Consider the following 21,720-nt stretch of genomic DNA (forward strand, 5'->3'; position numbering starts at 1 on the left):
TCGAACCTCGGTACGTCAGCGTCAGCACATCAGACGTCGGCCAACAGCGGCCGCAGCTTCCCTGCGATCAGCTGAACCTGCCGGGCGACCATCTCCTCGGGCATCCCGGCCAGCGAAGCCCACAGGAACACCCCCTCGACCGGCAACCCGGCCACGTACTCCTTGACGGCCCCGGCCACCAACTCCGGCGTACCGTACAGAAATTGGGCGAAGCCACTCGCGCGCAGCCCGGTCTCCCGCCACTTCTCCGGATCGATGGGACGGGGAACCGGCTGATCGGTCCCCTCCACCATGTACCGGCGATAACTGTCCCACTGGTACGCCAAGTGCTTCCGCACCACCGGCCAGTCACCGTCCGGATCCTCGGTGACAAAGCTGGTGAACGAACCCTGCATCCGCGCCACCGACCCCTCGTGCCCGCCCTCCGCGAGCCCCTCCCGGTACGGCGCGAGCAGCGCGGGATTGAGCGACAGCAGTCCCGTACCCAGCCGGCCCGCCCGCCGGGCCCCTTGCGGCCCCTGGTAGCCGAGCCAGATCGGCAGCGGGTCCTGGATCGGACCCGGGGTGACCGAGGACGAGGCCCACAGCTCGCGGATCTCGCGGACCCGCCGGTCGGTGGTGGAGTAGCGCTTGCCGAGATCCGCCCCGTACAACCGGTACTCGGGTACGCGATACCCGGTGCCGAGCCCGAGATCGAGCCGCCCCTCGCTCAGGATGTCCACGAGCGCGGCCTGCTCGGCGATCTCGGGAGCCGCGTGCAGCGGCGCGGGGATCACGGCCGTGCCAAGGCGTACCCGGCGGGTGCGCGCGGCAGCGGCGGCGGCCATGGTGAGCGGCTGCGGGAGATAGCCGTCCTCGAAGCCGTGGTGCTCGGAGAACCAGACCGAGTCGAGTCCCAGCCGGTCCGCCTCCTCGCACATCTCGAGGGCGAAGCCGTAGACCCGGGACCAACTCCGTTGCCAGGGCGGCGGGTTGCGCAGATCGAAGTAGATGCCCACCTTCATGACTCAGGCCACCTTTCGGCTCTTCACGCAGGGCACCTCGCGGCTCACTCCGACCGCCTCGCGGCTCTTCACTCAGACCGCCTCCCGGCTCTTCGGCTCGCACAGCCGGATCTCCGCCCGAGTGACGGCGACCCCTTCACCGGGAGGCGCAAGCCGCACCGGCCGCAGGTCCATCGACTCGATCTCAGGGAGGTCCTCGACCATCGCGGAGATCCGCAGCACGGTCTCCTCCAGCGCGGCCAGATCAACGCCGGGTCCGCCCACCCGGCCGTCCAGCAGCGGCGCCGCCCGCAGCGAGCGGATCATCTCGCGCGCGTCGCGGTCGCTGAGAGGGGTGACGCGGTACGCGACGTCCGCCATCAGGTCGGCGTAATCGCCGGTGAGCCCGAACGCGACCACCGGCCCGAAGACCGGATCGGCGTCGACGCGCAGGAAGGCGTCCCGGCCGGGACCGGATCCCGTTTCGTCGCTTACATCGCTTACGTCGATCCCGTAGCACCCCAGCAACTCCCGGGCCACGGACGCCGGAACCGAACCCGCGGACAGCCCGGCGAGCAGCGCCCGCGCACGCTCCGTGTCGATGCCGTCGAGGTCCGGTACGAAACCGGCCGGACGGCTCCGCCACGCCTCGTACGCCGCCGCATGACCGAGCGAGGCGGCGGCCGACTCGGGGAACGCGTAGGTCGGTACGACCAGTTCGCCCCGGCGCAGCAGATCGGCGACTCCCGCGCCGCCCAGGAAACTGGTCACCACCGGTTTCGACGGCTGGGCCGACGCCGCGTCGAGGATCGCCGACGCCACCTCGTCGGCCTTGTCCGCCAGCGGCGGCATGAACAGCACGATCGCGGCGTCCACTTCGTCGTCGGCGAGCACGGCGTCCAGCGCCTGCCGGTAGTGCGCGGCGGTGGCCGTCGGCGTCAGGTCGACCGGATTGGCGACCTCCGCCTGGGGCGCGAGCGCCGAGCGGAGCGTCTGACGGGTGCGATCGCCGAGCGAGGCGACCCGCAGCCCGCTCGCCGCGCAGGCTCCGACCGTCAGTGCGGCCGGACCGCCCGCGTTGGTGAGCACGGCGACCCGGTTGCCGAGCGGGGGAGGCTGATGGGACAGCAGCAGGGCGACGTCGAACAGTTCCTGGAGGCTCCGCGTACGGATCACCCCGGACTGCGCGAACAGCGAGTCGACGGCCGTGTCCGCGTGCCCGGGATGCACCGCGACGATCGGCTTGCGCGGGGCGACCCGGCGGGCGATACGGGCGAACCGGCGCGGATCGCCGAAGTGCTCGACGTGCAGCAGGATCACCGAGGTGCCGGGGTCCTCGTCCCACCACTGGAGCAGGTCGTTGGTGGACACGTCGACGGAGTGCCCGACCGACACGAAACCGGAGAAGCCGAGGCGCAGCCGCCGGGCCAGGTCCAGCACGGTGAGGCCGAGTGGCCCGGACTGGCTGGACATCGCGACCCGGCCGGGCGCGGGCAGGGCGGGCGAGAAGGTCGCGGCCAGCCGTGCCCCGGAGCTGGTGTTGACCACGCCCATGCAGTTCGGGCCCACCAGCCGCATCCCGGAGGCCCGCGCGAACCGGGCCAGCTCCAGCTCGGCCGCGCGCCCGTCGGGACCCGTCTCCCCGAAACCGGTGGATACGACGACCACCGCCTTCACGCCGGCCTCCGCACACTCCCGTACGACTCCGGGAACGGCCTCGGCCCGTACGGCGACCAGCACCAGATCCGGAGACTCCGGCAGCTCCCGCACGCTGGGGTAGGCCCGTGCCCCGGCGATCTCGTCGGCGTGCGGGTTGACGGGGAAGACGCTGCCGGGGAAGCCGCCGCGCAGCAGGTTGGCCACGATCTCGTGGCCGATGGTCAGCGGGCTGCGGTTGGCGCCGACGACGGCGACGGACCGCGGTTCGAGCAAGGGCCGCAGCGAGCGCCGTACAGCCGTGTGCTCGCGCCGCTCGGCTCGGGCGACGGCCTCGGCCTGCGGGTCGATGGCGATGTCGAAGTGGAGGATCTGGCCGGGCGGGCCGGTCTCGACCCGGTAGCCGGAGCCGAGGAACACATTGATCATGCGTACGTTGTCGGTGAGCAGGTCCGCTTCCAGGACCCGGATCCCGCGGTCCCTGGCCGCCGCGGCGATGTGTTCGAGCAGCAGCCGCCCGAAGCCCTCGCTCTGGTGGTCGTCCCGGATCGTGAACGTGACCTCGGCGTGGTCCGGCCGTTCGGCGTCGCGCAGATAGCGGACCAGGCCGACGATGTCGTCACCGGCCAGGGCGACGAGGGCCAGTTCGTTGAGGTAGTCGACGTGCGCGCCGCGCCGGATCACCTCGTCCCGGGCCCGGACCACCGGGCCGAGGGAACGGAACGCCAGAGTCGCCCGCGACAGTTGGCCGACGAAGTCGACCAGCCGATCGGCGTCGTCCGGCCGGATGGGACGGATGAACGTCGACCGGCCGGTCCGTACGAGCCCGGGCTGTTCCAGATCCTCGGGATATTCGGGAGATTCGGGGTGGCGGGTCATGAGCGCTTCTTCGCGCCTCCTCGCGGGCGGGGGTTCAGCGGCCGGGCTTCAGCGGATGACGCGTTCAGACGGCGGCCTCTTCGGGCGTCTGCTCCGGCGGGCTGAACAGTTCGTTGAAGGTGCCGCGGGTGACCCGCTCACGGATCTTGTCGTCCACGCCCTCGAAGAGCTCGTGCAGCGTCGACTGGGTGTGGCCGTACGTGCCCTCGAGGTGAGGGTAGTCGTCGCCCCACATCACGTTGTAATAGCCCGTCGCCTCCACGACCTCCACGGAGCTCTTGTCGTGCTGGAAGGAGGCGTACACCTGCTGCCGGATGATCTCGCTCGGCAGCCGGCTCAGCTTCGGCCGTACGAACATGCCGTGCTGGCGGTAGGCCTCGTCCATCCGGTCGCCGATCGCAGGCACCCACCCGGCGCCGCCCTCGGCGATGAGGATCTTCAGGTCGGGGTGGCGGTCCAGGGCGCCGCCCGCGACCATGTGGGCCACCACGCGCATGCCCGGGTAGGTCGTCTCCATGTAGTTGACGACCGCGCCGCCGGGACCGCGGAAGACGACGTTCTCGCCGCCGGTGCCGATGTGGAAGGCGAGCACCACCCCTGCTCGTTCGGCGGCGGTCCACAGCGGCTCCCAGCGGTCCAGCGCGTACTCCTCGCCGGGCCGTGTGGAGCACGGCAGGAACACCGACTTGAAGCCGAGCTCCGCCACGCGCTCGACCTCGGCGACCGCGTCGTCGATGTCGGCCGTGGACACGCAGGCGGGTGTGATGACGCGCTTGTTCCTGCCGAGGATCTCGGAGTGCGCCCAGTCGTTCCAGGCCCGCACGGTTTCCCGGGCCAGCTCCCGCTCGGTGATCGAGACCAGCCAGAACCCCATGGAGGGGAAGGCCAGTTGGCTCCAGACGCCCTCCTGGTCCAGGTCCTTCAGGCGTACGTCGAGATCCTTGGCGCCCGGCGGGCGCATGGCGTCCATGAAGTCGTTGAGCTGGCGGTCGATGCGCTCGCCGTCGATGTAGAGCACCTCGTACTTCTCGCCACGCTCGCTGCGTGGCGCCCGGTCGGCGAGACGCGGCGGCAGGGCCTCGGTCCACAGGTCGTCGGGCTCCATCACATGGGAGTCTCCCGAGTTGACCCAGATCTTCGTCATGGCGCTCCTTCGGGTCAATGGATGCAATTAGTTAGACACTTTAGATGTTGTGCGGAGCTACGGGAAGACTCGGCCGTGTCGTCTGCCTCAAGCGGGCGGGCGCATCGAGCTTATTCCGTCCAATTAGTTGACTCATTACGCTGATGGCTGGAAGATCTGGGCAGCCGAACGAGGCTGCGAGGAGGCGCCATGGCCGGTAACAGGTACTTCGAGCCACAAGTGGAGACGATGCCCCGCGATCAGCTCCGTGCGAGGCAGCAGGAGCAGGTCCTGGAGCTGGTCGAGTACGCCTATGGCAACTCGGCCTTCTACCGCGAACTCTGGGACGAACACGGCGTACACCCGCGGGACGTCCGCTCCCTGGAGGACTTCCAGGAACGCATCCCCTTCATCACCAAGGACATGGTGCGCGCCTACCGGGCCCGCACCAAGGACCCCTTCGGCGGACTGCTCTGCGTCCCGCCCGAGGAGCTGACCTCCGTGTCCTCCAGCTCGGGCACCACCGGCGACCCGGAGTTCTTCGCCGAGATCTGGGAGGACGCGCCGCCGCTGATCACCGCACAGGTGCGTGACCTGTGGGAGCTCGGACTGCGGCCCGGGGACGTGGTGCTCAGTCCGCCCGGCACTTTCCGCAATCTCATGGACCCCGGCTACCAGGCGCTCGGCGCGGTGGTCGTCGAGGTGGACACCTGGCTCGGCAAGATGCACGAGGTCGTCGAGGCCGTCCGCACCTACCGCCCCGCCTACCTGCAGATGCTGTATCCGCAGATGGTGGAGCTGGAGCACCTGGCCGACAAGGTGGACCTCAAGGAGGCGTTCTCCTCGCTCAAGGGCGCCTCATGTGCCGGCCAGCCGCTCAGTCGCAGGATGCGGGACCGGATCCGCGACGACTGGGGCATCGACGTCTACGAGTACACCAGCGCGGCCGACACCGGCACCGCCTGGGAGTGCCGGGAGCACGACGGCTTCCACCTCTGGGAGGACACCGTCTTCGCAGAGTGCCTGGACATCGACGAATCCGGGTCGCGAGAGGTCGCGGAGGGCAGCGTCGGCGAACTGGTCGCCACCGACCTCGACAACCGGGCCGCGCCGCTGATCCGTTACCGCAGCGAGGACCTCGTACGGCTGTCCCGGGACACCTGCGGCTGCGGGCGCACCCACGCCCGGATGTGGGTGGCGGGCCGGCGCGGCGACGAGACCCTGGTCCAGGGGCAGTCCGTGGTCCTGCGGGACATCTGGCAGGCGGTGGAGGACCAGCCGGAGACGGTGGCGGGCGTCTTCCAGATCGTACGAGCGGCCCGCGAGGTCGACGAACTGCGGCTGCGCGTCGGCTACGACCCCGAACTCACCGCCGATGTCGAGGCCTTGGCCGGGCGGCTCGGCAAGGCCGTGCACGAGCGGACCGGTGTCGAGCCGGTGCTCGATCTGCGGACCGAGGAGGAGCTGTTGCAGACCATGACCAGCGTCGCCAAGTTCCCGAGGGTGGTGAAGAGCTGATGGCACGTGCCGACACTCTGGCCAGGGCCCGCGAGCTCGACCGGCCCGACCTCGCCTACATCGTGCGTTTCCCCACCGCGGACGGCATCCAGGAAACCAAACTGACCTGGGCGGAGATCGACCGCGACACCGCCTGGGCCACCGCAGCGCTGCGCGGCCACCAACTGGCCGCCGGACAGCGGGCGTTGCTGACCGCCTCCGGATTCGAGGGCTTCTGGGGCCGCTCAGTCATCGGGGCGCTGCGCGCGCTGAAGGTGACGTACGGCATCGCCGAGGCGATGGGCTGGGACCACCGCCGTACCGCGGTCTTCCACCGGGAACTGAAGCCCCACGCGGTGATCGGTCTGTCCGCCGAGACCCTGGAGGGACTCAGCGGCAGCGCCGACATCGGCGAGATGTTCCAGGCGACGCAGGTCGTACTGGCCCGCCCGGCCGCTGTACCGCTGCTGCGCCGGGCCGGTGTGCCCGCCGCCCTGATGACGACGGTGGGCCCGGCCCTCGCACTGGAGTGTCCCGAGCGGACCGGAGCGCACGTCAACGGTGCCGAGTGGCGGGTCGGCGAGCGGGACGGCGGGCTGTTCATCGCGGCGGGGGAGGGGCGCGGGTCCGGGCTCCCCGAAACGCCGCTGGGCATCGCGGGTCAGGTGGTCACCGGCCGGTGCGGATGCGGCAGCGAGGACCCGCGGGTGCAGCTCGCAGAGGTCAACTAGGCGCCGTGGTCAGGGCTGGTGTGGGACCGCGCCCGCTTGAGGGGCCGCAGGCCCCGAAAGGGGCGCGGGGAACTGCGCGACCAGCCCCCACCGACCCGCAGATTCAAAACTGTCCTTCCAAGCGGAGCGTAGGAGTTGGGATGTCGCAAGGAGTGGTCGACGGCCGAGTCGTGGTCGTCACCGGTGCCGGCAACGGGATCGGCCGGGCACATGCCCTGGCGTTCGCCGCGCAGGGCGCGAAGGTCGTGGTCAACGACCTGGGCGGCTCGCGCGACGGCGCGGGAGCCTCGGCCGGCCCCGCCCAGACCGTGGTGGACGAGATCACCGCGGCCGGCGGCGAGGCGGTGGCCAACACCGACGACATCTCGTCCTGGGACGGTGCCGCCCGGCTCGTCCAGCAGGCCGTCGACACTTTCGGCGGCCTGGACGTACTGGTCAACAACGCGGGCATCCTCCGCGACCGGATGATCGTGTCGATGACCGAACAGGACTGGGACAGCGTGCTCGCCGTCCACCTCAAGGGCGGCTTCGCCACCCTGCACCACGCGGCGGCGTACTGGCGCGAACGTGCCAAGTCCGGCGAGCAGAACGACGCCCGGGTGATCAACACGACGTCCCCGTCCGGCATCTTCGGCAACCCCGGCCAGTCGAACTACGGCTCGGCGAAGGCCGGTCTCACCAGCCTCACCATCATCGCCGCCGCCGAACTCGCCCGCTACGGAGTCACGGTCAACGCCATCGCGCCGACCGCCCTCACCCGGCTGACCGAGGACATCGAGATGATGAAACGGGCCGCCGAGAGCCAGGACCTGACCCCGGAGGCCATCTCACCCCTCGTGGTGTGGCTGGGCTCGGCGGCCTCCCGCGAGGTCACCGGCAGGGTCTTCGGCGTGATGGGCAACCGCATCACGGTCCTGGAGGGCTGGGTCAACGGCCCCGGCGCGAGTGCCGAGTCCCGGTGGACACCCGAGGAGCTGTCCTCCGTCGTCCCGAACCTCGTGGCCAAGGCGGCACCGAACGCCGACGCCCTGGGCAACCGCAACGGCACGGCGTGAGGGGCACGAGATGACGACGCAAAAGCCTGTAGCAGACGGCCTGTTCACCTGGCCGCCCACCGACCAGCCCCGGCTCATCGGCACCGAGTGCACGGCCTGCGGACTGGTCAGCTTCCCCACGGACACCCACTGCGTACGCTGCGGGAGCCCGGAAGCGAAGGAGCGGCTCCTGGCGGACAGCGGCAGGCTGTGGACCTTCACCACCCAGGGTTTTCGCCCACCCTCACCGCCGTACGACGGATCCGACACCGCCGCCACCTTCGAGCCGTACGCCGTCGGATACGTCGAACTCCCCGGCGAGGTCCTGGTCGAGGCCCGGCTCACCGAACCCGACCCGGAGAAGCTGAGCATCGGGCAGCGGATGCGGCTCACGCTCGTGCCCTACACCGTGGACGCCGACGGCACCGAGGTCCTCACCTTCGCGTTCACCCCGGCCGACGAGCCCGACGAGCCCGAGGAGCAGTCATGACGGAAGCGGTCATCATCGGAACGGGACTGCACCCCTTCGGCCGCTTCCCGGGCAAGCCCGCGATGGACATGGGCGCGGACGCCGTACGCATGGCGCTCGCCGACGCGGGCGTCAACTGGCCCCAGATCCAGGCCGGTTACGTCGGCAGCTTCGAGGTCGCCAACCCGGACGCGATCGTCGGCCGCCTCGGGCTTACCGGCGTACCCCTGCGCGGCGTCTTCAACGGCTGCGCCACGGCCGGCACGGCGGTGGCGATGGCCGCCCGCGCCATCGAGACCGGCGAGCACGACCTGACGATCGCCATCGGCATGGACAAGCACCCGCGCGGCGCCTTCGCCGCCGACCCGTCCGTCGCCGGAATCCCCTCCTGGTACGGGCAGACCGGGCTCTTCCTCACCACCCACTTCTTCGGCATGAAGATCAACCGCTATATGCACGACCACGGCATCTCCCACGAGACGCTCGCACGCGTGGCGGCCAAGAACTTCGGCAACGCCGCCGGTAACGAGAAGGCCTGGCGACGTACCCCGCTCACCGTCGAGGAGATCCTCGCCTCACCGGTCCTCAACTACCCACTGCGGCAGTTCATGTACTGCGGACCTGACGAGGGCGCCGCCGCCGTCGTCATGTGCCGAGCCGACCAGGCCCACAAATACACCACCTCGACGCCGATACGGGTCCGGGCCACCGCCCTGCGCAGCCGCCGCTTCGGCGCCTTCGAGGTGCAGAGTCCGTCCGTGCCGGTGGGGGAGCCGGTGGCGAGTCCGACCGTGGACGCCTCCCGGGCCGCGTACGAGCAGGCGGGCATCGGGCCCGAGGACGTCGACATCGCCCAACTCCAGGACACCGACGCCGGATCCGAGATCATCCACATGGCCGAGAACGGGCTCTGCAAGGACGGCGAGCAGGAACGCCTCATCGCCGAGGGCGTCACCGAGATCGGCGGACGTCTTCCCGTCAACACCGACGGCGGACTGCTCGGCAACGGCGAGCCCATCGGCGCGTCCGGACTGCGCCAGATCCACGAGATCGTGCTCCAGTTGCGCGGCACCGCAGGGACCCGGCAGATCCCCGGCACGCCCCGCGTCGGCTACACCCACCTGTACGGCGCGCCCGGCGTGTCGGCGGTGACCATCCTGTCCACCTGACCGCGGAGCCCCAAATGGAACACGACATGCAGGCCTTCGCCGCCGAGGTACGCAGCTTCCTGGACGCCCACGTGGCGAAGGCCCCCGACCGCACCGCCTTCACCTGGGGCGAGGGCGACGACTCGATGGCGTACTTCAGCGCCCTCCCGCCCGAGGAGGAGCGCGAGCAGGTGCGGCGGGCGCGGGGGTGGCAGCGGATCCGTTACGAGAACGACTTCGGCTGGATCACCGGACCGCCCGAGTACGGCGGACGCGGACTCACCCCCGTACACGATCTCCTCTACGACGCGATCGAGTCCGAGTACGACGTCGCCGACACCGGCACGCTCAGCGTGATCGGGCTGGGCATGATCGGCCCGACGATTCTCGCCCACGCCCCGCAGCCGCTGAAGGACCACTGGCTGCCCGCGATGTACCGCGGGGACGCCATCGCCTGCCAGTTGTTCAGCGAGCCCGGCGCCGGCTCCGACCTGGCGAGCGTGACGACCCGCGCCGTACGCGACGGCGAGGACTGGGTGCTGAACGGGCAGAAGGTGTGGACCTCGGTCGCCCAGCACAGTCAGATCGGCCTCGCGCTCACGCGCACGAATCCGGACGCGCCCAAGCACCGCGGCATCACCGCCTTCCTCGTCCCCATGGACACGCCCGGCGTGGAGGTCCGCCCGCTGCGGCAGATGACCGGCGGCGCGGACTTCAACGAGGTGTTCCTCACCGACGTCCGCATCCCCGACGACCACCGCCTCGGCGAGGTCGACGGCGGCTGGACCGTCGCCCTGACCACCCTGATGAACGAGCGCGCCACGGTCGGCAGCGAGGGCGCCGGACCGGTGGCCGCCGCACTGTCGCCCGACCGGCTCTCCGCGCTGATGCGCGCCACCTGGACCTGGGACGACCGGGCCCTGCGCGGCCGGCTCGCCGAACTGCTCGTCGACGTCCTCGCCACCGAACACCTCAACGCCCGCGCCCTGCGCAAGCTCCACGCGGGCGTCGCCCCCGGCCCCGAGATGTCCGTGTCCAAGCTGCTCTACGGCCAGAACCTCACCAAGGCCGCGCACTTCGTCTCGGACGTCCTCGGCCCGCGCGCCATCGCCGACACCGGTCAGTGGGGTACGTACGCCTGGACCGAACTCCTGCTGGCCACCCCGGCGTTGAGGATCCTCGGCGGCACCGAGGAGATCATGAAGAACATCCTCGCGGAACGCGTCCTCGGCCTGCCCAAGGAACCGGGCATCGACACCAAGTCGCCGTTCCGTGAACTGGGAGGTGTGGCATGAGCGTTGGCACCGCCGACGAGAGCGAACTGAGCGAACTGCGGTCCGCCGTACGGGACTTCCTCGAGGCGAAGTCGCCCGAGGAAGCGGTCCGCAAGCTGATGGAGAGCGAGCCGCGTTACGACCCGGCGGTGTGGGCCCAGTTGACCGAGCAGCTGCGGCTGCCGGGCCTGGCGATCCCCGAGGAGTACGGCGGTGACGGCTTCGGTCCCGTCGAACTCGGCGTCGTCCTGGAGGAGATGGGCCGCGCCCTGCTGTGCGCACCGTACTTCGCGACGGTCGTCCTTGCCGCCCAGGCCCTGCTGGCCTCGGGCGACACCGACGCCTGCGCGCGCCATCTCCCCGGTATCGCCGCGGGAGCGACCACGGCCACGCTGGCCGTCGCCGAGAACAGCGGTTCCTGGGACCCGGCCCTGATATCCGCACGTGCGGTGCGCGACGGGGAGGGTGGAGAGGGCGGCTGGAGACTGACCGGCCGCAAGAGCTTCGTCATCGACGGTACGACGGCTGACCTGGTCCTGGTCGTCGCCCGTACCGTCGGCGGTCCCTCGCTCTTCGCCGTCGACGGCACAGCGCCCGGCCTGACCGCCGAGTCCATGGAAACCCTGGACGCCACCCGGGCGATGGCCCGGCTGACGCTGGACGCCGTCCCCGCGACGCTCGTCGGCTCCGACGGATCCGGCGGACGCATCATGGCCAAGGTCCTGGACTTCGCCTCGGTCGCCCTCGCCGCCGAACAGTCCGGCGGCGCCCGCCGCTGCCTGGAGACGGCGGCCGAATACGCCCGCACCCGCCACCAGTTCGGCCGGCCCATCGGCTCCTTCCAGGCCGTCAAGCACAAGTGCGCCGACATGCTCGTCCAGGTCGAACTGGCCGAGGCCGCCTCCCGCGAGGCCGCACGGCTCGCCGCCGAGGGCTCCCCGGACTACCCGGTCGCCGCAGGCGTGGCGCACGTGGCCTGCTCACGGGCGTACATGTTCACCGCGATGGAGAACATCCACGTCCATGGCGGCATCGGCTTCACCTGGGAACACCCCGCCCATCTGTACTTCCGCCGCGCCAAGTCCTCCCAACTCCTGTTCGGGGGCCCGGCGGTGTACCACGAGCGGCTGCTGGACCGGCTCGGTATCTGACCGAACCGCTGCGCCGCCGCCAGGCCCTGTCTCCCCGATCTTCGCGGGCGCACGACGCCTGGCACGGCACCTCGCCGCACGGCCGCATCACCCACGTACGTCCAGTACGAGGGCGATGCGGCCGCACGCCGATGCTCCCCCACTGCCTGAAAGGCGTGGGAGGTGCCCCCAGCACCAGACGCCGCGCGCTGATCCGCGAAGATCGGGGAGACAGGGCCTGGGCCCTTGGGGCCGCTCGACGCGGGCCGACTTTATTCGGTTGCCGCTCCCCGTGTCCGCCCCTCACCATGGGCGAGACACCGGGAGCTGCCCGGTGCTCCACGAGAGGAGGCACGACCGTGACCACGACTGTCCTCGGCCTGCCCGCAGACCGCCTCCCTCTCACCTCATGGAGCACCTCCAGCGATGTCTCACGACGATCTCTCGCAGCACCTTCAGCACCCGGCATTTCCTGACGACTTCAGTACCGACGCCTACCGCTACGTCCCGCCGTCGGACGACCTGGGCGACGTCGACGACCGGTTCGTCTTCGACTTCCGTGCCTACGACGACCTCGAGGACGGCCAGCGCTGGTCGACCTGGCTCAGCGTCGAACCCCTCTGCCGGGGCCCCGAGCCGCTCCCGGACTGGGTGGTGACCTCGCAGGGCGCGATCGACACCGAGCTCGGCGTCCTCAAGACCGGCAAGGAGGCCGACGTCCACCTCGTCGAGCGCGCCGACCCGCTCGACCCCGCCGCCGGCGTGGTCATGGCGGCCAAGCGGTATCGCTCTGCTGAACACCGGACCTTCCACCGCTCCGCGTCCTACACCGAGGGCCGCTCGATGAAGCGCTCACGTGACGAGCGGGCCCTCAAGCGGAAGAGCACCTTCGGCCGGCAGGTCGCGGCCGGCGAGTGGGCGGTGTCCGAGTGGGGTGCGCTGGTGCGGCTCTGGGACCTCGGACTGCCGGTTCCCTACCCGGTCCAGATCGACGGTACCGAGATCCTGATGGAATGGATCACCGTCGTCGACGAGGACGGCGCCGTCGAGACCGCGCCCCGGCTCGCCCAGACTCGACCCTCACCCGAGCTGCTGGCGGCGTACTTCGAGCAGCTCACCGATGCGCTCGCGACGATGGTGCAGAACGGCCTCGTGCACGGCGACCTCTCGGCGTACAACATCCTGGCGGCGGGCGAGCGACTGGTCATCATCGACCTGCCACAGATCGTCGACCTGGTCGGCAACCTCAACGGGATGAACTTCCTCCAGCGCGACTGCGCCAACATCTGCGGCTGGTTCCGCTCGCGGGGCCTCGATGTCGACGAGCACGCGCTGTTCGCGGAGCTGATGGCGCACGCCTTCTAGGACCGGGCCGGGGGAGGCGATTCCGCGCGGAACGAGTACAGGATCGGCAGGTGGGAGTCTCCGAAGGGGAGCCGGTACAGGCCGTCTTCGCCCGCCGAGAATGACACACCTCGGCGGGCGGGTTCAGCCGCGGGCGGCCTCACCGAGTAGCGCCTTCGCGATAATGACCTGCTGAATCTGACTGGTGCCTTCGTAGATGCGGAACAGCCGGGCGTCCCGGTAGAAGCGCTCCACGGCGACCCCACGCATATAGCCCGCGCCGCCATGGATCTGCACCGCGCGGTCCGCGACCCGCCAGACCATCTCGCTGGCGAAGTACTTCGTGCAGGACGGGCCGATCTTGGTGTCCTCGCCCGAGTCGAAGCCCCGGGACGCCTCCAGGACCGTGGCGCGGCCGGCGTAGTAGTCGGTCATCGAGTCGGCGATCAGGCCCTGGATGAGCTGGAAGGAACCGATGAGCTTCCCGGACTGCTTACGGGTACGGGCGTACTCCACCGACTCGTCGACCAGCCGCTCCGCCATGCCCACGCACAGGGCCGAGATGTGCACACGCCCGTGCGCGAGGCAGCCCATCGCCGTGGCGAAACCACGGTTCAGGCCTTCCTCGCCACCGACCAGGGCATCGGCCGGTACGCGTACGTCGTCGAAGTAGACGTCCGCCGTCCAGGCGCCGAGCTGCCCCATCTTGTGGTCCTTGGGCGCCACGGTCAGGCCCGGCGTACCCGCCGGGACCAGGAAGGTGGAGATGCCCCGGGTGCGCGGAGCGTCGGGGTCGGTGCGCGCGAAGACCATGAAGACGTCGGCGAGCGGGGCGTTGGTGATGTAGCGCTTGGCGCCGTTGATCACCCAGTCGTCGCCATCCCGATGCGCCCTCGTGGTCAGCGTCGACGGGTCCGATCCGGCCTCGGGCTCGGTGAGCGCGAAGGACGCCAGTACGTCGCCGGAGGCGATCCGCGGCAGCCAGTGCGCCTTCTGCTCCTCGGTGCCGCCGACCATGAGGACATGCCCTGCGATGCCGTTGTTGGTGCCGAACATCGAGCGCAGCGACGGCGTGGTGTAGCCGAGCTCGAACATCAACTGGGCTTCCTCGTACATCGACAGGCCGAGCCCGCCGTACTCCTCGGGCAGGGCGAAGCCGTACAGCCCCATCTTCTTCGCCGCCTCGCGGATGTCCGCCGGCATCTCGTCCTTCTCGTCGATCTCCGCCTCCAGCGGCACGACGCGTTCCCGGACGAAGCGCCGGACCTCGGACAGCACGGTGCTGAAGTCAGCCGCGTCCATGTCGCCTCTTTCTGTGGATCTGGTTGCTGTTCACTGGTCCGTCTTGCCCGGCTTCTCTTCCGGTTTCTCGTCGGGCCGGTAGCACACCGCGAGCAGTGCCGCCGCGCTCGCGGCGCCCACTCCGGCGGCGAGCAACGCGGGTCCCGCGCCTGCCCGTTGGCGCCGCAGCAGCCCGTCGACCGAGTACCGGCCGTTGCCGAGCGCGGCCAGTGCCACGGCAGCTCCGCCGACGACACCGACGTACTCCCAGCCGCCCTTGAAGACGAAGAAACCCTTGCCCCGGTGGTCGGTTCGGGCCGCCACGGCCATCAGGCCGACGGCCGCCGCGGCCGGGAGCGGGTTCGCGGCGCCCAGGGTGAGGCCGACTCCCGCCGCCATCTCGGTGCCGGCCGCCATACGGGCGTGTACGGGGGCGGGTTCGAGCCCGAGCGACTTGAACCATCCCGTGGTGCCCTCGATACCGCCCGGTCCCGCGACCTTGTTCCAGCCGTGCGCGAACAGCATCGGGCCGAGCGTCGCGCGCAGCAGCAGCGCCGCGACGTCGCCGCCCCGCGCCTTCACTGGCCCACTCCGGTGGCCCGGCCCGCGGGAGCGGCGCCGTACAACTGCGGTACGGCTTCGACGAGTTCGTCAGGAGTGAGCGCTTCGCCGGACCTGCTGGGGTGCACACCGGCCACCGTCCAGCCCTGCAGGCGGTTGAGCCGGTTGCCCTCGATGCGCAGCACCTGGCCGGTCAGCCATGCCGCCGCGTCGGAAGCCAGGTAGACGACGACACCGGAGGCGTTGGCGGGGTCGCCCGGGTCGAAGCCGTTGGTGGTCGGCTGCGGTGTGCCGACCACCAGGCCCTCCGTCATCCGGGTGGTCGCGATCGGTGAGATGGCGTTGGCGGTGACGCCGTAGCGGCGCATCTCCAGTGCGGTGACGACCGTGAGACCGGCGATCCCGGCCTTCGCGGCGGCGTAGTTGGACTGGCCCTGGTTGCCGAACAGCCCAGTACCGGAAGTTGTGTTGATGACGCGACCGGCGACGCGCTCGCCCCGCTTCGACGCCTGACGCCAGTACGCGCACGCATGCCGCGTCAGCGCGAAGGTGCCCTTGAGATGGACGGCGATCACCGCGTCGAACTCGGCCTCGCTCATCGAGAACAGCATGCGGTCGCGCACGATCCCCGCGTTGTTCACGACGATGTCGAGCCGCCCGAACTCCGCGACGGTGTCCGCCACCATCGCCTCGGTCGCCGCCCAGTCGGTGACCGAGCAGTGGTTGGCCATCGCCCGGCCGCCGAGCTTGGTGATCTCGGCGACGACCTCGTCGGCGGGGGAGTCGCCGGTCTGCTCGCCGTGCACGCCGGCACCGGGGTCGTTCACCACCACGGCCGCCCCGGCCTCGGCGAGCGCCAGGCAGTGCGCGCGGCCGAGGCCCCGCCCGCCGCCGGTCACGATCGCGACCTTGTCGTCGAGGATGCCCACGCCGTACCTCCGGATCAGTTGAATCAGCTTGCTTGTCAGCTCAGTCAGCTCAGTTCGCCGAGTACTTCGTCGGTGTGCTCGCCGAGCGTCGGCGCGCCCGCCCGCGGTTTCTCGTCCACACCCCAGAAGCCGACGGGCGTGGCCACCGTCCGTAGCGGCGGCGCGTCGCCCATGCCGGGCTGCTCGACGAACGCCCCCACGGCCTCGGCCTGCGGATCCGCCGCAACCTCCGCCAGCGTCTGCACAGGCGCCCACCACACGCCCTCCGCGTCAAGACGCTCCGCCCACTCGGCCAGCGGCAGCTTCGCGAACTCCTCGTCGAAGACCGCGATCAGCTCCCGTACGTGGCCACGCCTGGCCTTGCCCGTCGCGAACCGTTCGTCCGTGCCCAGATCGTCCCGGCCGAGCGCCTTGATGACTCCGGGCCAGTGCCGGCTGCCCTCCAGACCGACCAGCCAGAACCAGCGTCCGTCGGCGGCCTGGTAGCAGTTGTAGAGCGGGGACTCGTGCTCGGTACGCGGCCGGGTGCGGCCGCGCTTGCCGAAGAAGTTCTGCAGCGCCAGGTCGTTGCCGTTCGCGTACGTCCCCGAGCGCAGCAGCGATACGTCCACCACGCCGCCCTCGCCCGTACGCGCCCGCCGCAGCAGCGCGGCCAGCACCCCCGCGACGAGGTTGGCCGCGGCGGTACGGTCGCCGAGACCGGGCCGGATGCCGGGCGGCGGCTCACCCGCCGGGTTCAGCATGGCGGCGATACCGGGCCGCGCCCAGAACGCGGAGACGTCATATCCGGCCCGGTCGCGCTCGGCGCCGGTCCAGCCGTACCCCGTCAACGTGCCGACGACCAGGCGGGGATGGCGGACGCGTATGTCGTCGGGAGCCAGACCAAGGCGCTCCAGCGCACCCGGCCGGAGGTTGGTGACGAACACGTCGGCGCGCTCCAGAAGCCGCTCCAGCGCGTCCTTCCCGTCCTCGGAGCGCAGGTCGAGGACCACGCTGCGCTTGCCCCGGTTGTCCGTCTCGAAGGGCGGTGCGCTGTCGATGTCCTGACCCACGTGCCGCAGCGTGTAGCGGTTCGGGTCACCGGTCGGCGCCTCCACCTTGACCACGTCCGCGCCCCAGTCGGCCAGCATGGTGGCGGCGGCCGGAGCCGCCACCCACATGCCCAGCTCGACCACGGAAAAGCCCTCAAGTGGCCGCACGGCCCACCTCCACAAGCGGTTCTGCACATCTCGGAAATTGCTTGCTACGCCCCCCGGAACTCCCCGGGCCGCCGCTCACGGAAGGCCTTCAGCCCCTCGGCCCGGTCTTCGGTGGAGAACAGCACCGAGACGGTCTCTCGCTCGTACGCGATCGCCGTCTCAAGGTCCATGCCGAGCCCGTGGTCGACCAGCCGTTTGCCCGCGGCGAGCGCGAGCGGCGCACCGGCGGCCAGCCGCGCGGCCAGCGTCTCGGCGGCCTTGAGCGCCTCACCGGGCTCGGCCAGTTCGTTGACCAGGCCCAGCGCGTACGCCCGCTCGGCGTCGATCGGCTCGCCGGTGAGGATCATCTGCTTGGCGATCGCCGGCGGCACGAGCCGCGGCAGCCGCTGGGTGCCGCCCGCGCCCGGCAGCACTCCGAGCTTCATCTCGGGCAGCCCGAGCCGCGTCCCGCGCTCGGCGACCCGCAGATCGCAGGCCAGCGCGAGCTCCAGACCGCCGCCGAAGGCGAATCCGTGCACCGCGGCCACCGAGGGTTTGGGGAAGTTCTCCAGGAGGGCGTACGCATCGGTGAGCCGGCCCACGAAGGCGCGGAACTGTCCAGGCGTCGTGCACGACTCGATCTCACCGAGGTCGGCCCCGGCCGAGAAGGCCCGGCCCGCCCCGGCCAGTACAAGGGCTCGGACACTGTCGTCCTCGCGTACGCCGGCCAGCGCGTCCCGCAGCAGGCCGACGGTCTCGGAGCCGATGGCGTTGAGCCGCTCCGGCCGGTCGAGGGTGAACACGGCCACCCGGTCGCGTACTTCGACGCGCAGCACGCTCATCAGCTCAGCCCTTTCAGACCATCGTGAGGCCGCCGCTGACCGAGAGCGTCTGCCCGGTCATGTACGCGGCGTCGTCGGACGCGAGAAAGGCCACCGCACCGGCGATGTCGGCGGGCTGGGCGATACGGCGCAGCGGAATCGCCCGCGCGGTCGCCTCGTACATCTTCTGGCTGTACTCGGCGACCTGGCCGAGCAGCGCAGTCTCGGTCGGTCCCGGACAGACGCTGTTGACGGTGATGCCGTGCCGGGCGACCTCGCGGGCCAGTGCCTTGCCGAAGGCGATGACGCCGCCCTTGGTCGCGGAGTACACGACCTCGCCGGAGGAGCCGACGCGGCCTGCGTCGGAGGCGATGTGGATGATCCGGCCGCTCTCGCGCTCGATCATCGAGTCCAGGACGGCCCGGGTCATGGTGATCGTGCCGCGCAGATTGACGGCGATGATGCGGTCCCAGTCCTCTTCGCGGCTGTCGACGAAACGCCCGAGCACATCGATGGCCGCGTTGTTGACCAGGACGTCCACCGGGCCGAGTTCGGCGCTCACCCGCTCGACGGCGGCGCGTACGGCCGCGCCGTCGGAGATGTCCGCGCCGACGCCCGTGGCGCGGACGGCGTACCGCTCGGCGAGCTGGGCCGCGACCTTGTCGGCGGCCTGCGGGTCCAGGTCGCAGACGGCGACGGCGGCCCCTTGCGCCGCGAGCCGGCCGGCGATCGCCTCGCCTATGCCGCGTCCCGCTCCGGTGACGAGCGCCACCTTGTCCCGTCCGCTCACATGTCCTCCACTCGCCACTCGATCGGTACTCGCCTGGCTGCTAATACAGCGCTATCATATAACTACTTCAGCTAAATAAGCGAGATGTGCGAGTGGAGCCGAGCATGCGCCGTACCATCTTCACCGCGGAACACGAGCTGTTCCGGGGCACCGCCCGGACGTACTACCAGCGCGAATGCGCCCCGTATGCCGAGCAGTGGGAGCACGAGGGCCAGGTGAGCCGGGAGGCATGGGCCGCCGCGGGCAAGGCCGGGCTGATCGGCTGGCAGTTCCCGGAGGAGTACGGCGGCCAGGGCCTCTGGGACTTCCGCTACAACGCCATCATGGCGGAGGAGATGCACGCCACCAGCTCGGTCGGCATCGGCCTCGGGCTGCAGAACGACGTCATCCCGCCCTATCTGATGCGCCTCACCACGCCCGAGCAGAAGGCGCGCTGGCTGCCCGGCGTGATCAGCGGCGAGACGATCTGCGCGCTCGCCCTCTCGGAGCCGGGAGCCGGATCCGATCTCAAGAACATCCGCACCACCGCCCTCCGGGACGGTGACACGTGGGTGATCGACGGCTCCAAGACCTTCATCACCAACGGCATACTCGCCGACCTCGTCATCGTCGCCTGCAAGACCGACCCGGACGCCGGGCACAAGGGCATCAGCCTGATCGTCGTCGAGCGTGGAACCGAGGGCTTCGAGCGCGGCCGCAAGCTCGACAAGGTCGGCATGAAGGCCCAGGACACCGCCGAACTCTTCTTCCACGGCGTCCGGGTCCCCGCCGAGAACCTCATCGGGCAGGAGGGGCGCGGCTTCTACCACATGATGGGCAACCTGCCGACGGAGCGGCTGGCCATCGCGGTCGCCGCGCTCGCCTCCGCCGAGCGGGCCTTCGAGCTGGCCCTGGAGTACGCCAAGACCCGTACCGCCTTCGGCCGGCCCATCGGGGAGTTCCAGGCCAACCGCTTCGCTCTCGCCGACATCAGGGCGCAACTGAACGCGGCCCGGGTATATCTGGACGGCTGCATCATGGCGCTGGTCGAGGGTGAGCTGACGGCCGACGAGGCCGCCGCGGCCAAGTACTGGACCACCGAGATGGGCTGGCAGGCCATCGACCGCTGTATGCAGCTCTTCGGCGGCTACGGCTACGTCAACGAGTACGAGATCGCCCGCATCTGGCGGGACAGCCGGGTCCAGCGGGTGTTCGGCGGGACCTCGGAGATCATGCAGGAGATCATCGGGCGCTCGCTGGGGCTGTGAGCCTGTGGGTCTGTGAGTCTGTGAGTCGTTCCCGGTGGCTCAGAAGCATTGCCCGCTTTCGATAAATAGGTTATCTATTTAAGCGAAGTGAAGTGTAAGGGCGTGCAAGAGCGGGGCGTCCGAACGGGTTCGAGGAGGCATCCGTGGTCACGGTTGACGTGAAGCTGCACCAGGACAGAGCCGAACAGGACCTGCCGCGACCGCGGCTCGTCATCGGCGGCAAGGACCTCACCGAGACGAGCGGCGGCCTCTACGAGCACATCAATCCGGCCACCGGCCTCGTCCAGGCCCATATCCCGCTCGCGGGCCCCGTCGAGGTGGACCAGGCCGTGGCCGCCGCCCGGCAGGCCTTCGAGGTGTGGGGCACCATGCGCCCGGCCGAACGGCGCCGGCTGCTCACCCGCTTCGCGCAGCTGATCCGCGACCACATCGAGGACTTCGCGGCGATCTGCCCACTGGAGAACGGCGTCTGCATCGGCGGCTGGGCCGAGAACGTCGGACCGCACGTCGCAGACTGGACCGAGTACTACGCCGGCTGGGCCGACAAGATCGAGGGCATGGTGGGCGCCGCCTACAGCCCGCACGAGAACGTCGAGTACACCATCGCCGAGCCGTACGGCGTCATCGGCCACATCATCACCTGGAACTCACCCGCGCTCTCGCTCGCGATGAAGGTCCCGCCCTCGCTGGCCGCCGGGAACACCGTGGTCATCAAACCGGCCGAGTCCACCCCCTTCTCCGCACTGCTCTTCGCGGACCTCGCCCGCGAGGCGGGGATCCCCGACGGCGTCATCAACGTCGTCACCGGGCTCGGCGACGCGGGCGAGGCCCTCGTCTCCCACCCCGGCATCGACAAGATCTCCTTCACCGGCGGACCCGCCACCGCACGCCGCATCATGGAAACCGCGGCCCGCAGCCTCAAGCCCGTCCTGTTCGAACTGGGCGGCAAGTCCGCCAACCTGCTCTTCGCCGACACCGACCTCGACAGCGTCGTCCCGTACTGCGCCGCCTTCGCCATGAGCAACACCGGCCAGGGCTGCGCGCTGCCCACCCGGATGCTCGTCGAGCGTTCCATCTACGACGAGGTCGTCGCGCGCGTAGCCGGAGTCGTGGCCCACCTGCCCGTCGGCGACCCACTCGCACCGACCACGTACATCGGCCCGCTGGTCAACGCCGCCGCCCGCGACCGGGTCCAGGACGTGATCGACAAGGCGATCGCCGACGAGGCAGGCCGACTGGTGCACGGCGGGGAACGCATCGAGTCCGACGGCTACTTCGTGACCCCCACCGTCTTCGCCGACGTCGACAACCGCAGCGACCTGGCCCAGCGCGAGATCTTCGGCCCCGTCCTCGCCATCACCCCCTTCGACACGGAGGAGGAGGCCCTCGCGCTGGCCAACGACACCGAGTACGGACTTTCCGCCTACATCCAGACCCGCGACATCGCGCGGGTCAACCGGCTCGTGCCGCGCCTCAAGGCCGGAACGGTCTACGTCAACCCCGGCCCCAACCCGATCACTTCGCCCGCCACACCGTTCGGCGGCGTGGGCATCAGCGGGTTCGGCCGGGAGGGCGGCAGGGCCGGGCTTGAGGAGTTCATCAGCGTCAAGGGCGTCGGGATCAGCCGTGCCTGACGGGACCTCAG

19 protein-coding genes are annotated in these 21,720 nt (G+C 70.4%); 10 read left to right on the forward strand and 9 right to left on the reverse strand.

Translation table 11 applies throughout. The features are described from left to right. Positions 1-29 precede the first annotated feature (29 nt). The 3 genes from OP79_RS02995 to OP79_RS03005 form a co-directional block, all read right to left on the reverse strand. Positions 30-1,004: an LLM class flavin-dependent oxidoreductase gene (locus tag OP79_RS02995; protein ID WP_033318286.1), complete on the reverse strand. Its 975-nt coding sequence runs from the start codon at positions 1,002-1,004 to the stop codon at positions 30-32. 72 nt (positions 1,005-1,076) lie between these two features. Further along, positions 1,077-3,518 (reverse strand): bifunctional acetate--CoA ligase family protein/GNAT family N-acetyltransferase, encoded by a 2,442-nt coding sequence (locus OP79_RS03000; protein WP_033318287.1) that lies wholly within the window; start codon positions 3,516-3,518, stop codon positions 1,077-1,079. Positions 3,519-3,582: 64 nt separating this feature from the next. Beyond that, the gene (locus OP79_RS03005; RefSeq protein ID WP_033318288.1) at positions 3,583-4,662 is read right to left on the reverse strand and encodes an amidohydrolase family protein; all 1,080 of its coding nucleotides are present in this window, start codon (positions 4,660-4,662) and stop codon (positions 3,583-3,585) included. Positions 4,663-4,851: 189 nt separating this feature from the next. Between OP79_RS03005 and OP79_RS03010 the strand changes: the two genes are divergently transcribed. The 8 genes from OP79_RS03010 (at position 4,852) to OP79_RS03045 (ending at position 13,289) form a co-directional block, all read left to right on the forward strand. Further along, entirely contained in the window at positions 4,852-6,159 is a 1,308-nt protein-coding gene (locus OP79_RS03010) for a phenylacetate--CoA ligase family protein (protein ID WP_033318289.1), read from the forward strand. Further along, positions 6,159-6,869, forward strand: coding sequence for a hypothetical protein (locus OP79_RS03015; protein WP_033318290.1), 711 nt, complete (start codon positions 6,159-6,161; stop codon positions 6,867-6,869). The genes OP79_RS03010 and OP79_RS03015 overlap by 1 nt, the downstream gene beginning before the upstream one ends. 140 nt (positions 6,870-7,009) lie before the next feature. Continuing rightward, positions 7,010-7,924: an SDR family oxidoreductase gene (locus tag OP79_RS03020; RefSeq protein ID WP_033318291.1), complete on the forward strand. Its 915-nt coding sequence runs from the start codon at positions 7,010-7,012 to the stop codon at positions 7,922-7,924. A 10-nt stretch (positions 7,925-7,934) separates the two neighbouring features. Beyond that, a complete protein-coding gene (locus tag OP79_RS03025) occupies positions 7,935-8,393 on the forward strand; it encodes a Zn-ribbon domain-containing OB-fold protein (protein ID WP_033318292.1) in 459 nt (152 codons plus the stop codon). Next, entirely contained in the window at positions 8,390-9,541 is a 1,152-nt protein-coding gene (locus tag OP79_RS03030) for a thiolase family protein (RefSeq protein ID WP_033318293.1), read from the forward strand. Before OP79_RS03025 ends, OP79_RS03030 begins: the two co-directional genes overlap by 4 nt. A 14-nt stretch (positions 9,542-9,555) precedes the next feature. After that, entirely contained in the window at positions 9,556-10,815 is a 1,260-nt protein-coding gene (locus OP79_RS03035) for an acyl-CoA dehydrogenase family protein (RefSeq protein ID WP_033318294.1), read from the forward strand. Further along, positions 10,812-11,945, forward strand: a complete 1,134-nt coding sequence (locus OP79_RS03040; protein ID WP_033318295.1) for an acyl-CoA dehydrogenase family protein — start codon at positions 10,812-10,814, stop codon at positions 11,943-11,945. Before OP79_RS03035 ends, OP79_RS03040 begins: the two co-directional genes overlap by 4 nt. Positions 11,946-12,350: 405 nt before the next feature. After that, a complete protein-coding gene (locus OP79_RS03045; protein ID WP_033318296.1) occupies positions 12,351-13,289 on the forward strand; it encodes a serine protein kinase RIO in 939 nt (312 codons plus the stop codon). 123 nt (positions 13,290-13,412) lie between these two features. On the opposite strand, the gene OP79_RS03050 is transcribed toward OP79_RS03045, so the two are convergent. From OP79_RS03050 to OP79_RS03075, 6 genes are read right to left on the reverse strand one after another with little or no spacing between them, the layout of a single operon-like run. Next, a complete protein-coding gene (locus OP79_RS03050) occupies positions 13,413-14,570 on the reverse strand; it encodes an acyl-CoA dehydrogenase family protein (RefSeq protein WP_033318297.1) in 1,158 nt (385 codons plus the stop codon). Between the two features lie 30 nt (positions 14,571-14,600). Further along, on the reverse strand, positions 14,601-15,131 hold the full coding sequence (locus OP79_RS03055; protein WP_033318298.1) for a DoxX family protein: 531 nt from the start codon (positions 15,129-15,131) through the stop codon (positions 14,601-14,603). Beyond that, on the reverse strand, positions 15,128-16,039 hold the full coding sequence (locus OP79_RS03060) for an SDR family NAD(P)-dependent oxidoreductase (RefSeq protein ID WP_033318299.1): 912 nt from the start codon (positions 16,037-16,039) through the stop codon (positions 15,128-15,130). The genes OP79_RS03055 and OP79_RS03060 overlap by 4 nt, the downstream gene beginning before the upstream one ends. A gap of 44 nt (positions 16,040-16,083) precedes the next feature. Beyond that, positions 16,084-17,238, reverse strand: coding sequence for a CaiB/BaiF CoA transferase family protein (locus tag OP79_RS03065; RefSeq protein ID WP_033318300.1), 1,155 nt, complete (start codon positions 17,236-17,238; stop codon positions 16,084-16,086). Positions 17,239-17,282: 44 nt separating this feature from the next. Continuing rightward, positions 17,283-18,059 carry an enoyl-CoA hydratase/isomerase family protein gene (locus OP79_RS03070; RefSeq protein WP_033318301.1) on the reverse strand — a complete coding sequence of 259 codons (777 nt, stop codon included), beginning with the start codon at positions 18,057-18,059 and terminating at the stop codon, positions 17,283-17,285. A gap of 13 nt (positions 18,060-18,072) precedes the next feature. Continuing rightward, positions 18,073-18,828 (reverse strand): SDR family NAD(P)-dependent oxidoreductase, encoded by a 756-nt coding sequence (locus tag OP79_RS03075; RefSeq protein ID WP_033318302.1) that lies wholly within the window; start codon positions 18,826-18,828, stop codon positions 18,073-18,075. 104 nt (positions 18,829-18,932) lie between these two features. Between OP79_RS03075 and OP79_RS03080 the strand changes: the two genes are divergently transcribed. Continuing rightward, entirely contained in the window at positions 18,933-20,075 is a 1,143-nt protein-coding gene (locus OP79_RS03080) for an acyl-CoA dehydrogenase family protein (RefSeq protein ID WP_033318303.1), read from the forward strand. A gap of 143 nt (positions 20,076-20,218) precedes the next feature. Further along, on the forward strand, positions 20,219-21,709 hold the full coding sequence (locus OP79_RS03085) for an aldehyde dehydrogenase family protein (protein ID WP_033318304.1): 1,491 nt from the start codon (positions 20,219-20,221) through the stop codon (positions 21,707-21,709). Positions 21,710-21,720 lie beyond the last annotated feature (11 nt).

Source organism: Streptomyces yerevanensis (assembly GCF_000716805.1).
In the GTDB taxonomy this organism is placed as follows: domain Bacteria; phylum Actinomycetota; class Actinomycetes; order Streptomycetales; family Streptomycetaceae; genus Streptomyces; species Streptomyces flaveus.